Origin of the sequence: Octadecabacter algicola, assembly GCF_021532625.1 — a bacterium.
GTDB classification, from domain to species: Bacteria; Pseudomonadota; Alphaproteobacteria; order Rhodobacterales; family Rhodobacteraceae; genus Octadecabacter; species Octadecabacter algicola.
In genome coordinates, this window is record NZ_JAKGAR010000001.1 from 1,258,222 (window position 1) to 1,270,969 (window position 12,748).

At 54.8% G+C, this 12,748-nt stretch carries 14 protein-coding genes; 7 read left to right on the plus strand and 7 right to left on the minus strand.

Annotation, left to right across the window (positions count from 1 at the left end):
• The first annotated feature begins 21 nt into the window (after positions 1-21).
• From L0666_RS06225 to dtd, 6 genes are all read left to right on the plus strand, one after another.
• On the plus strand, positions 22-1,224 hold the full coding sequence (locus tag L0666_RS06225) for a toxic anion resistance protein (RefSeq protein ID WP_235259438.1): 1,203 nt from the start codon (positions 22-24) through the stop codon (positions 1,222-1,224).
• A 12-nt stretch (positions 1,225-1,236) separates the two neighbouring features.
• Positions 1,237-2,211 (plus strand): DUF2927 domain-containing protein, encoded by a 975-nt coding sequence (locus tag L0666_RS06230; protein ID WP_235259571.1) that lies wholly within the window; start codon positions 1,237-1,239, stop codon positions 2,209-2,211.
• Between the two features lie 36 nt (positions 2,212-2,247).
• The gene (locus L0666_RS06235) at positions 2,248-3,357 is read left to right on the plus strand and encodes an SPFH domain-containing protein (RefSeq protein ID WP_235259439.1); all 1,110 of its coding nucleotides are present in this window, start codon (positions 2,248-2,250) and stop codon (positions 3,355-3,357) included.
• 103 nt (positions 3,358-3,460) lie between these two features.
• Complete coding sequence (locus L0666_RS06240) at positions 3,461-4,579, plus strand: TFIIB-type zinc ribbon-containing protein (protein WP_235259440.1); 1,119 nt, start codon at positions 3,461-3,463, stop codon at positions 4,577-4,579.
• Positions 4,580-4,610: 31 nt separating this feature from the next.
• Entirely contained in the window at positions 4,611-5,525 is a 915-nt protein-coding gene (locus L0666_RS06245; protein ID WP_235259441.1) for a carbohydrate kinase family protein, read from the plus strand.
• Positions 5,526-5,966 carry a D-aminoacyl-tRNA deacylase gene (gene dtd, locus L0666_RS06250; protein WP_235259442.1) on the plus strand — a complete coding sequence of 147 codons (441 nt, stop codon included), beginning with the start codon at positions 5,526-5,528 and terminating at the stop codon, positions 5,964-5,966.
• Positions 5,967-5,975: 9 nt separating this feature from the next.
• On the opposite strand, the gene L0666_RS06255 is transcribed toward dtd, so the two are convergent.
• From L0666_RS06255 to L0666_RS06270, 4 genes are all read right to left on the minus strand, one after another.
• The gene (locus L0666_RS06255; RefSeq protein WP_235259443.1) at positions 5,976-7,088 is read right to left on the minus strand and encodes a hypothetical protein; all 1,113 of its coding nucleotides are present in this window, start codon (positions 7,086-7,088) and stop codon (positions 5,976-5,978) included.
• Between the two features lie 68 nt (positions 7,089-7,156).
• Positions 7,157-8,719, minus strand: coding sequence for a trimethylamine methyltransferase family protein (locus L0666_RS06260; RefSeq protein WP_235259444.1), 1,563 nt, complete (start codon positions 8,717-8,719; stop codon positions 7,157-7,159).
• Between the two features lie 97 nt (positions 8,720-8,816).
• Complete coding sequence (locus L0666_RS06265; protein ID WP_235259445.1) at positions 8,817-9,515, minus strand: HAD family hydrolase; 699 nt, start codon at positions 9,513-9,515, stop codon at positions 8,817-8,819.
• Positions 9,512-9,790 carry a DUF3572 domain-containing protein gene (locus L0666_RS06270; protein WP_235259572.1) on the minus strand — a complete coding sequence of 93 codons (279 nt, stop codon included), beginning with the start codon at positions 9,788-9,790 and terminating at the stop codon, positions 9,512-9,514. Before L0666_RS06270 ends, L0666_RS06265 begins: the two co-directional genes overlap by 4 nt.
• Before the next feature lie 94 nt (positions 9,791-9,884).
• Between L0666_RS06270 and L0666_RS06275 the strand changes: the two genes are divergently transcribed.
• A complete protein-coding gene (locus tag L0666_RS06275) occupies positions 9,885-11,264 on the plus strand; it encodes a diguanylate cyclase (protein WP_235259446.1) in 1,380 nt (459 codons plus the stop codon).
• Here the strand turns inward: L0666_RS06275 and L0666_RS06280 are convergent, their stop codons facing one another.
• Genes L0666_RS06280 through L0666_RS06290 form a run of 3 tightly spaced genes read right to left on the minus strand, consistent with a single transcriptional unit; the run spans position 11,265 to position 12,686 of the window.
• The gene (locus L0666_RS06280) at positions 11,265-11,762 is read right to left on the minus strand and encodes a periplasmic heavy metal sensor (protein WP_235259447.1); all 498 of its coding nucleotides are present in this window, start codon (positions 11,760-11,762) and stop codon (positions 11,265-11,267) included.
• A 2-nt stretch (positions 11,763-11,764) separates the two neighbouring features.
• Positions 11,765-12,115, minus strand: coding sequence for a hypothetical protein (locus tag L0666_RS06285; RefSeq protein WP_235259448.1), 351 nt, complete (start codon positions 12,113-12,115; stop codon positions 11,765-11,767).
• Positions 12,105-12,686 carry a sigma-70 family RNA polymerase sigma factor gene (locus tag L0666_RS06290; protein ID WP_235259449.1) on the minus strand — a complete coding sequence of 194 codons (582 nt, stop codon included), beginning with the start codon at positions 12,684-12,686 and terminating at the stop codon, positions 12,105-12,107. Before L0666_RS06290 ends, L0666_RS06285 begins: the two co-directional genes overlap by 11 nt.
• Positions 12,687-12,748 lie beyond the last annotated feature (62 nt).

The window sequence follows — 12,748 nt, forward strand, 5'->3', positions numbered from 1 at the left end:
GCCGTATTATAGGGGGACATTATGTCTGACACAGTCGTAAAGAATATGGAGGCCGCGAAAGCGAGCCTTGGACAGCTGGAAAAAGTCACTGCCGTGATCTTGGCTGAGCCAAAAAACGAGCTGGTGCCACTGGCCGCTGCGGATGAACCGACCAGCGCCGAAATCACCAAACGCATGGCCGAGCTGGACATGGAAGACACCAATTCCATTATTTCCTTCGGCTCATCTGCCCAAACGGAACTGCAGACGATTTCACAATCCATGCTGCAAGGCGTGCGCAACAAAGACGTGGGCCCTGCAGGCGATTCCCTTCGCGAGATCGTTACAACGATCCGTGGCTTTAACGTTTCCGAACTAGACGTGCGTCGTAAACGCAGCTGGTGGGAAAAGCTTTTGGGTCGTATGGCCCCTGCTGCAAAATTTGCCGCAAAGTTTGAAACCGTTCAGGGGCAAATCGATAAGGTCACAGATGATCTTCTCAAGCATGAACATGTTCTTCTCAAAGACATCGAAAGCCTCGACGTTCTTTATGACAAGACATTGAATTTCTACGACGAACTGGGGCTCTACATCGCTGCCGGTGAAGCTAAACTTGCTGAAATGGATGAAACTGTCATCCCGGCAAAAGAAGCCGAAGTCGCTGCCGCGCCAGAAGATCAAGGTGTGATGAAAGCGCAAGAACTCCGCGATCTGCGTGCCGCACGTGACGATCTGGAACGCCGCGTACACGATCTTAAACTGACCCGACAGGTCACGATGCAGTCCCTGCCGTCCATTCGTTTGGTTCAGGAAAACGACAAGTCCCTGGTGACAAAGATCAATTCTACGCTGATCAACACAGTGCCATTGTGGGAAACACAATTGGCACAGGCGGTGACGATCCAGCGTTCTGCAGAAGCCGCAGTTGCGGTCCGTGAAGCCAACGACCTCACCAATGAACTGTTGACGGCAAACGCGGAAAACCTGCGCTCTGCGAATAAAATGATCCGCACCGAGATGGAACGCGGCGTCTTTGACATCGAAGCGATCAAACAGGCCAATGCCGACCTGATTGGCACCATCGAAGAGTCCTTGCAGATTGCCGACGAGGGCAAGCGCAAGCGTGCTGAAGCAGAGCAAGAATTGCAAAACATGGAAGCGGAACTGAAAGAAACTCTTTCCGCTGCCAAGGCGCGTGGCACTGCATCCGGCCACAACATCGGTTCTGCCACTGGCGAGGCCTAATCCTTGACGAAGATGGCAAGCGGCATCACAGCGATCAGCATGGGTTTAACGGCCCTGCTGGTGCTTGCCGCTTGCGAGCCAGCCGTTCCTGCGCTTCCACCCGTGGCGCCACAAGAGAGGCCCAACAATTTGGTGCCGCCAGTTGAGCCGCCTGCCCCTGCGATCAGGCCGCAGCCATCGGATGCCAGCCGCGCCCTATCGGTCTATTACAAGCGTCAGGAGAATGATCTCATCGCGATTGGTTCGCTACGTAGCGATGGCGGGGGGCCAGATACGATGTTCACCGCTGCGGAGCTCGCGCGGAACTTCGTTCGCATTGCGCTGTTTGATGAATATGCGACAACTCCAACTGGCCTACGTGCGCAACCTACCATCAGCCGTCTTCGCCGCTGGGAACAGCCCGTCCGATTTACTGTTCAATTTGGGAACACGGTGCCTGACGATCAACGCATGGAGGACAGTCAGAACATTAGAAACTATGTGTCTCGTCTAGAACGTGTGACCAATTACCCGATGAGCATGGACGACACGGACCCTAATTTTCACGTACTGATCCTGAACGAAGACGACCGACTAGGATTTGAAACCCAATTGCGCGCTTTGGTTCCAGGCATTAACGCAACAAGTGTGCGGGCGTTTATCGATGTGCCTCGTGACACGTCCTGCCTTGTTCTCGCGTTTAGCGTGGACAACAGCCCCGAATATTCCAAAGCCATCGCGATGATCCGAGGTGAACACCCCGATTTGATACGACTGGCCTGTATCCACGAAGAACTCGCGCAAGGGCTTGGCCTGGCCAACGACAGCCCTCAGGCACGCCCCAGTATCTTTAATGACGACGAAGAATTTGGGTTGCTGACAACCCATGATGAGTTGCTTCTCAAAATGCTTTATGATGATCGTTTTGAAACTGGAATGTCCGCTGCCGAAGCCGCCCCGATCGCGCGGGTAATTGCAACAGAAATGCTGAACAACGGGCCGTCCTAACTGGCCCAACTGACTTAACTATGAAGGAGTCCTGACATGGGCATTCTCGATTTTCTCACTGGCGAATTTATTGACGTCATTCATTGGACAGACGACACGCGTGACACCATGGTTTGGCGTTTTGAACGCGAAGACCACGAAATCAAATATGGCGCCAAGCTGACCGTCCGCGAAGGTCAGGCAGCTGTGTTCGTACACGAAGGCCAGTTGGCGGATGTGTTCACGCCTGGTCTCTACATGCTTGAAACCAACAACATGCCGATCATGACGACCCTGAATCACTGGGATCACGGCTTCAAATCTCCGTTCAAGTCCGAGATTTATTACGTCAACACAACGCGGTTTAACGATTTGAAATGGGGTACAAAAAACCCGATTATGCTGCGCGACCCTGAATTCGGTCCAACCCGTATTCGGGCCTTTGGCACCTATTCCGTAAAAGTAACTGATCCAGCCAAATTCCTGACCGAGATCGTCGGCACTGACGGCGAATTCACAATGGATGAAATCAGCTATCAGGTCCGCAATATCATCGTGCAGGCCTTTACCCGCACGATTGCTGCATCTGGCATTCCGGTTCTCGATATGGCTGCAAATACGGCCGATCTGGGCAAACTCATCGCAGGCGCGATTGCAGACACTGTTGCACAGTACGGTATCTCGATCCCCGAGCTTTACATCGAAAACATCAGCCTCCCGCCTGCCGTAGAAAAGGCACTGGACACACGCACGTCACGTGGTTTGACAGGCGATCTGGACGCCCACATGAAATACGCTGCCGCCGAGGCACTTCGTGCTGGCGGCGAGGCCTCAGGTGCGATGGGTGCTGGTATGGGCGCTGGCATGGGCATGGCGATGGCACAACAGATGGCGAACCCGTGGGCGAATGCTGCGGCACCGCAAGCGGCCCCTGCCGCTGTTGCACCGCCTCCACCGCCAGTTGAACACATTTGGCACATTGCGAACGCGGGTAAGACAACCGGTCCCTTCTCCAAGGCGGACCTTGGGAAGATGGCCGCTGATGGATCCCTCACACGTGAAACGCACGTCTGGACAGCGGGTCAAGACGGTTGGAAAACTGCCGACGAAGTCGCGGAACTTGCGCAATTGTTCACGGTGATGCCACCACCAGCACCGGGCGCATAATTCGAAAGGCGGCAATTCAAGTTTATTGCCGCCTTCAGCCGCCCGAATTGCATCGGGTATTGCGGCACATGCCGACGATCACATTCAGCTATGAAACGTTTTGATGTCTGAAACATACTTAGAAGACAAACCAACACCGGCCGACGAACACCGTTTCCCTTGTGATCAGTGTGGGGCGGATTTGCGTTTTGACCCTGGTCAAGATCAGCTTATTTGCGACCACTGCGGAAATACGCACCCAATTTCACAGGGACCTTGGCGCGGCGGGTCTTTGGCCGAACTGGATTTCCGTGCGGCCGTTTCTGGCGATATGCCCGAAGCCGAGATCGAGGAAACCCGCGTTGTTTCCTGCCCCAATTGTGGGGCGCAAACTGAATACGACGAAACCGTCCACAGCGCCGAATGCCCATTCTGCGCCACGCCTGTTGTCACCGATACCGGCCTGCATCGGCATATCAAACCCAAAGGGCTATTACCGTTTGCGCTGGATGAACGGGCAGCGCGCGGCACGATGTCGGACTGGCTTGGCTCGCTTTGGTTTGCACCAAACGGGTTGAAAGACTACGCGCGAAAGGGGCGGTCTTTGTCTGGTATTTACGTGCCTTACTGGACCTTCGATGCCGATACCAAAAGTGCATACACCGGACAGCGCGGGACCCATTACTACGAAACCAAAACCGTTGTTCGCGACGGCAAACGCCAACAAGTGCGCGTCCGTAAAACCAAATGGCGCGGCGTTTCTGGCCGTGTAGCGCGGTTCTTTGATGATGTTTTGGTGCTGGGCTCACGCAGCCTTCCGAAACGATACACCGACGCGTTGGAGCCTTGGGACCTGTCAGCGATGGAACCTTACCAGCCGGAATACCTCGCTGGGTTTCGCGCCGAAGGGTATCAAGTGGAGCTTGAGGATGCTTTTAAAGAAGCGCGCGAAGTCATGGACCGCGTGATCCACCGTGATGTTAAATTCGACATTGGTGGGGATGCCCAGCGTGTCGGCACCGTGGACACAAAAATCGGGACGCTCACGTTCAAGCATGTTTTGCTACCCGTCTGGATGGCCGCGTATAAGTATCGCGGAAAAACCTACCGCTTTGTTGTGAACGGGCGGACTGGCCGCGTTCAGGGTGAACGCCCTTACTCCGCAATAAAGATCGCAATCGCTGTGATATTGGGATTGATCCTTGCAGGCTTTGTCGGATTTGTTATCGCTAACAGTCAGTGATAGTACGACGCAAACTTCGGGGAGATAAGATATGATTCTGGCATGTGGTGAAGCGCTCATTGATATGTTGCCGCGCGAAAGTACGGCGGGAGAAGACTGTTTTGCGCCCTACCCCGGTGGTGCTGTTTTTAACACGGCGATCGGCCTTGGTCGTTTGGGCGTCGATGCACAATTCTTTTGTGGCATGTCTTCGGACTTCTTAGGAGACATCCTTCGCAATGCTTTAGACGCCAGCGGCGTTGACCACACTCCTAGCCCTCGCATGGTGGCTCCTTGCACGGTTGCCTTTGTAAAACTCGTAGATGGCCAAGCAACATACGCTTTCTATGACGAAAACTCTGCCATGCGGACCTTGGCCGCCGCCCCCGAGATCGAGGCAAACGCCCTCTTCTTTGGCGGTATTTCTTTAGTGGGCAATGGCTGCGGTGAAGTCTACGAGGCGATGATGCTGCGCGAAGCACCGCGCCGCGTCACGATGATTGACCCGAACATCCGCCCATCCTTCATCAAAGACGTTGTTGCCTATCGCGCACGGATCGAACGGATGATGGCAACTGCTGACGTTATCAAACTCAGCGACGAGGACCTTCATTGGCTGGAAGGCGAAGGCGACTTGGCCGAGCTTGCTCATGGGTTGGTCGCAAAGGGTGCCAAGCTCGTTTGCATAACTCAAGGCGCCGACGGCGTGACAGGTTACACGGCAAATCACGAAGTTTTCGTTCCGTCCGAACGCGCCGAAGTCGTCGATACAGTAGGCGCGGGTGACACGTTCAACTCTGGAACATTGGCTGGACTGGACCGTCTTGGCTGCCTGACCAAACATCGGATCGCCAACTTGACCGAAGACGAAATCCGCGAAGCGCTGCACCTTGGGGTTCGCGTTGCGGCCGTAACCGTAAGCCGAGCGGGCGCAAACCCGCCAACGGCGGCTGAACTTGGCCTCTAAATGCGTGCTCTTATTCAGCGGGTGACCTCGGCACAGGTCCACGTGGACGGTGATCTGATCGGTGAATGTGCGGCAGGTGTTTTGGTGTTGGTCTGTGCTATGCAGGGCGACACAGATGATCAGCCAGCGAAACTAGCGGCAAAGATTGCTAAACTTCGGATTTTCAAGGATGATGACGGTCGCATGAACCGATCGCTCCTCGACATCAGTGGACAGGCCTTGGTTGTCAGCCAGTTCACCTTGGCTGCGGACACGTCACGCGGCAATCGACCCGGGTTTTCTGCCGCGGCATCGCCCGAAGACGGCAATCGTCTTTATGAGTCCTTTGCAACTGAAATGGGGGCTTTGGTTCCGACTCAAACCGGCCAGTTTGGCGCGGATATGGCGGTATCGTTGGTCAACGATGGGCCAGTCACGATCTGGATGGACACCGACGCCTGAACGATCAAACTAAAGCTGTTTGCCAAACAAATGCAGGCGGTGCATCCGGCTGCTGCCTGCCTTTTCAGCCTGAGCAAGCGACATAGGGTTAACATCAGCGATCCACGTGTTGCCGATAGACGTATAGCCCGCGTCACGCGCGTTCTTAAGGACATGATGCAGGATAACAGGGTTCACCCCCTGGCCTTGCAGATGCGGCATGATCCCCGCAAATATCAACACAGCACGTGTATTGGTCATCCGTTGGCGGATGAAATGCCACGGTGTTGTTATCCCGATGCGCGATCGAATACGGCGCAAAAACGGGTTCATGTCGGGCACACAGATCACACAGCCCGCTGGTTCACCTTTGTGATGCAACACCGCAGAAATGCGTTTATCCATCACCCATTTCATGTCCTTAGCCTGAAAATGAAACTCTTCCGCACTTACGGGAACGAACATCGGGTTTTCTGCGAAGGATGCGTTCAGGATCAGACGCGCTTCTTCAAGCCGTTGGCCAATCGTGGCCCGTGTGATGGGTGCAAATGAAAAATCAGGGTTATTGAGAATGGCCTGATGTTTCGGACCAAGCGACATATCGGATGCCGCTTGCAGGTCTTTGGTTTCCATCGTGGCCATCGGAAACGTCGCTGCATAGCCGTTTTCCATAAGCAGACGCGCAATATGGGGCGGTGACCATGTTTGATCCAAGTAGGGTGCATGTTCAAACCCTTCCGTGACCACACCGATTTGCTGCATCGCAGTGAGATTGAAATTTCCAGCAATTTCATCAAGGCCACGTAAGCGACACCAGTTTTCCGCCGCGCTTAGCAGCGCTGCCGCAGCTTCGGCGTCATCGGCACAGTCGAAATACCCGAAATAGCCCCGTTTGACACCGTGAATACGGTTAGAAGCGCCATGTACATGGGCGGTGATCCGACCAACAGCACGGCCCGCCCGATGGGCCGTGAAATAGGTTAATGCCCCCTCGCCAGCGCCGCTGACCAACGGATTGTCTTGCGACAAGAACCGTTGCAAATCCCCCTTTAGGGGGGAGACATAAGGGCTATCTGTCCCGTAGGCATTAAACGGGGCATCAAAGAATGCGTCAAAGTCTTCAGTGCGAATTTCGAGGTCCATACAGTGCAATACCTTTGCTGCCTAATGCGACCATACCCCCAGCTTCGAACGTTTCCCAGAAACTCCGATCAGAAATCAGTCGGGGCACCACCCTCAGAAATGCGCCGCGCAACAAAGTCTTCCAGCTCGGACTTGATACCTGCATCTATGGGCGGTTCTTCGTAATCCGCGATAATCTCTTTGAAGGTACGGTGGGCGCGTTCTGCCGTCCAAACACCTCCGGCAAGTTCCCATGCTTCAAAGTTGCGCCAATCAGACACAAACGGCGAATAGAACGCGTCCTCATAGCGGTCTTGCGTATGCTGAATGCCAAAGAAATGCCCGCGAGGGCCGACCTCTTTGATGGCATCAATTGCGATTTCTTCGGGGCCCGTCGCGGTCACGGAGGGCTCCATATACCGCTGGATCATCTGCAAGACTTCGCAATCCATTACAAACTTTTCAGGGCTGGCAATCAGCCCCCCTTCAAGCCAACCCGCCGCATGATAAACCATATTGGTTCCCGACTGGACCGACGCCCAAAGCGAGTTTGAGGTTTCCCACATCGCCTGCCCATCCGGCACATTGGCCGCACAAACACCGCTTGATCGCAGCGGAAGCCCGTAAAACCGCGCCATTTGCCCCGTCATCTGGGTCGCACGCATATACTCAGGCGTGCCAAATGCTGGGGCGCCGGATTTCATATCAACGTTGCTGGTGAACGTGCCGATCACACAGGCGGCGCCGGGGCGGACATATTGAAACAGCGCAATGGCAGACAAGGCTTCTGCAATGGACAAGGCGACCGCGCCCGACATCGTCACAGGAGCCATAGCGCCCGCCAAGGTAAACGGTGTCACTACAACCGCTTGCCCGCGCCGAACACAGCGCAGGCATCCATCGATCATGGGGACGTCATGTTTCAATGGCGATGTGGAATTAATGTTTGTGTACATCTTTGGGCTGGATTCGAATTCCTCATCCGTCCATCCACCGGAGATACGAACCATTTCCATCACGTCTTCGACGCGTTCCTTACCCAGCGAATAAGCGTGGCTGACTTTGTCGGTCAGGATCAGTTTATCCAATCCTATCACAAGATGCCGATCGCGTGGATGAACATCGACAGCTTCGACGGGATAACCACCCGCAAAATGGATGCAGTTGAAATACTGCGTCAGACGCAAAAGATCGCTGGACTGCTTTCGATTGCCAGTGACTTTGCGACCAATCTCAAGGTCGAAGTAATTCGGGGGCGAAGACACATTCCCAAACAGGATATGGCCCCCGCCGATTGTAATCTTTCGATCCGGATTGCGCGGCGTAATGTCAAACTGCTCTGGCGCTTTGCCGACCATCTCCATGACCCAATCACGCCCCATCCGAACGTTGGTCCCGTCAACTGTGCAACCGGCTTCTTTGAAAATCTCGATCGCTTCTTCATTCAGAAACTCGATCCCGATTTCTTCAAGGATCCGCATTGCCCCGTCGTGGATGGCTTGAACACCATCTTCGCCAAGGGGTTCGGTCGGCCTGTCGATATTGATCGGAATCCGCCACGGCATTTGGTTCAGTTTTGCGGTTTGACGTTTGGCGGCATTGGCTGCACGGCCGCCAGCGCGACGGCGTTTGGGGGCGGTGTCGTTTGACATTTTATGGCTCCGGTTACGGTGCCTTTAGCGTGACAGCCTAAAATCCGAGCGCGGCGCGGTTTGCGACATCTGCTGTCGTAAACTGTGCATCAGGCAGCTAGAGACCCAACCACGCAGGTAATTCGGCAATCGAACCCAAGACGACATCCGCATGTGGTGCCAGCTCATCGTGCCCTGCTACACCTGTCAAAACCGCAACCGTTGTCATCCCCGCAGCCCGTCCTGCGTGCAGGTCGTGGGTGCTGTCACCGACCATGGCACAGACGTCAGGCGAAAGCCCTGTCGTCGCGCAGAAAGCGTGCAATTGGCCCGCTGCTGGTTTGCCGCCAAATCCGGAATCAAACCCCGCGATGAAATCAAAGAACCGCGTCGCGCCTGCGACGTCTAAATGCGCGCGTGCAGGTTCCTCAGCATCATTGGTTGCTACCCCCAGTTTCAGGCTCGCAGTTTTCAAGCGGTCCAGAAATGGCACCAAAGGTGCAGCCTCAACCTGCGGCACATCCATGGTTGCAGCATTGAAACGCGCAATGATTGGGGCCGTTTCACTGTCCGGAAGGTACGGTAAAGCAGCCAAGGCCACATCCTCGATCGTACCGGCAATCACAATACTTTGCGGTTTGAACAATCCAGCATCAAGATCATACCCTAAAGCCTGAGCCAGTGGCGCAAGCATCTCGGGCGCATTTGCAGTCTCGGCCGCCAGCATTCCGCGCGCCCAAGCCCCCCATGTCGCATTGAAATCAAAAAGCGTGCCATCTTTATCGAAGATCACACCTTTGATTGCCTTTTCGGTCATGTCCAATGCACAGCCTCTGCTCCCGGTAGCGCATAACGCGCGGTTAAGGGTTCTTCGTACTTAAGATGATGAACATCGCAGAACTCCACGACCCACGTATCGTCCATTGTTAAGAAATCGAGCACCGCCGCCAGAAAAGCGGGGTTTTCCGCCTGTTCTCTCAACTCATCTGCATTTGCGCCAGAAGCCCCTAAAAACACTGGGAAAAGCTCTTCGTTTTGGCCAAGCCATGACAACGCTAAAATAGCAATTTGTTCGGCACGCTCGGGGGACATCACATTCATTACCTTCACGGAAAGAGTTTCTTAACCATTTAATACGCAAACTTAGTGAACAGTAAATTGATGCAAAGCGTGAAAGGTTTCAAGAATGCCTGGGGACATACTGATCATAGATTGCGCTGCCACGAACCGGATCATCCTGAAAGTTAAACTTCTCACAGCCCAATATCGCGTGCGACCCTGCTCAAATGTCGCTGAGGCGAAGGTCGAAATCGCGGCATCTCTTCCAGATCTCATCTTGATGGACATCGGCACGGACACAGAGGCCATCATGGCGTTTTGCCAATCTCTAAAGGCGCAGGAAGACACAAGTTTGATACCAATTATTGCCACAGGTGGGTTTTCCACCCCACAAGAACGCGTGACCGCCCTTGAAGCTGGGGCGGATGACGTTCTGACGAAGCCTTTTGATGATCACATCCTACAAGCCCGTATCAGAAGCATGTTGCGGGCACGCGATGCACGTCAAGAACTCCGCATGCGGGAAGGAACGAGAACTGCGCTTGGGTTCGCAGAAGCCTGCAGCGACTTTACAGCTCCGTCGACGGTTGTGATTGCCACGATGGACGGTAAGGCCACGGGCGATGGGCTTGATCTCGAAAACTGCCAAGTGTCTAGCGTTGCAATAGAACGGCTAACTTCGGGCACTGAACGAAACACTGCGGCGGATCTCTTTGTTGTTGATTTCAGGTTAGGGCTTCCTGACGATACTATCCTGTTTCGACTGTTATCTGAGCTGCGCAGCCGATCCAAAACCCGGCATTCCAGCATCTTAGCGCTTCTATCGTCCAATACACGCCAAGCAGCAGCGATGGCGCTTGATCTTGGTGCCAATGATATCGTTACATCGCCAGTCGCAGACGACGAAATTCGGCACCGATGCCGCGTTCTATTACAAGCCAAACACGAAGCCGCTGCACTGCGCCGCACGGTCGAAACAGGCCTTGAGGCGGCGATCACGGATCCCCTGACCGGCCTGTTTAACCGCCGCTATGCCCTGCCCCATCTGGCACGACTATCTGAACAAAGCCGGAAGACGGGTCGCCAATTTGCGATTATGGCGCTCGATCTAGATCACTTCAAAGGGATCAACGACACTTATGGTCATAAGGCAGGTGACGAGGTACTGCGGCAAGTCGCGCTTCGGCTGCAAGGAAACTTGCGAGCAGTTGATCTTCTGGCACGCATCGGCGGCGAGGAATTTTTGGTTGCGATCCCGAATAGCGACGTGGTTCATGCGCGCACAGCGGCTGAAAGACTATGCAAACTCATCGGAGACACACCATTTTTCGTCGGCGAAGACGGGACCGAATTAAGCATAACAATGTCGGTCGGCGTCAGCCTCAACAGCGGACCACAGACTGACGACGAAGAAGCCGACCTAGAAGAGCTGGTAAACGCCGCAGATCTGGCGCTTTATGCAGCGAAAAGCGGTGGCCGGAACATGGTTAGCCTTTCAGCCGCTTGATTAGTTCTTTCGAGGGCCATGACGGTCTTCGCGCGACGGCGGTCCCTGACGTGACTGACTTTCAAGACGATCCGCAAAGGCCGACCGTTCTTCTAAAGACATATTGCCGATTTCAGCACTCACCACATCCAGCACTGCGTCTTGCCCAACTTGCAGTCGGCGGCGTTGGCGCTGGAGTATCTCGAGGAATTTTTCACTATCGAATGCCTCAGCACGGATTGTTGCCACGAGGGCCTGCATGTCCTCGTTCATCGCAGAACGATCCCGGCGTTGGAAAACATCGCTCTCGCGCAGCGCCGTGCGGACAGCCGCGCGGTTATCATCATCCATAGCGCGGGTCAGAGGGCCCGCTGTCAAATCGAAACGCTGTGAAGAACCAGGAGGGCCGCCGTTGAAAACAGCACCCGCTACAACACCAAGAACAACAAGGTTCAGCGCCAGTGAAGACACCAGCAAGACACGTTGCCACCGCTTTGTTTTTCCTTGCTCATTCGCCATTCTTAACCCTCCAATGCCGCAAATAGATCGCTTTCAAGAAGCGGCACCTCAATGGTGTCTCCCCATAGTCCTGTCGACAGATCCGTCAGGGCAGCGGGTTGAGCCGCCCCAATCCAAACACCAGCCACTGTCGCCGCTGCGAGGCCCGAAAACGTCGGCCAGCCGCCGATCACGTCTCGGAACATCGCACTAAGCCCACGTTTGGGTCGTTGCGGTACAGTTGCCCCTTCGGCCAAGACCATGTCGGCATCCAGCATAATCCGGTTCATCAGATCCTCTGACGGAACTGGATCAGCAACGCGCATTTGCGCGAAGGTCTCATTCAGCATCTTTTCGTCATTGTCAGTGGTCATCTTCATACCCCAATTCTGCTTTGCGTCCCGCCAGTCGTGCGATCAGGGAACGCTTTCCCCGTGCTATCAGACTTTCGACTGTGCGCACATTCGTCTTCATAATCTCTGCAATCTCCGGATTGCTGCGGTCTTCTAAGTGGCGCAGCGTGACCGCTTCAGCCTGTCGTTCTGGCAGATCACATAACGCTGTGCGCAAGGCCTGTGCGCGCGCTGTGTCCTGCAATGTTTCCGCCACAGATGGCGCTGTGTCGGCGGGTTCTTCGATACTGTCGATATCAACACCGCGTCCGGACTTTCGCAATCGATCCGTACACAGGTTTGCCACAACGCGGTAAAGCCATGTCGTCACTTTAGCCCGGTCCGGGTCCCACTCTGGCGCGATCTTCCACAGACGCAGCATCGCTTCTTGCGCGACATCTTCTGCTTCTGCCCGGTTACCCAGCATTCGATAGGCTTGCCCCATTACACGCGGGGTCAACCGCTGGGTCAATTCCAGCGCAGCACTGCGGTCGCCGCCGGAAAAGGCCGCTAATAAATCCGCGTCGGTTAAGATCTTCGCCGAGTCTGTCATAGAACGTAGTGCTATCCATGTCGTTGGGCCGTCACAAGGTAAGATAGGTGGCACGGCGGATC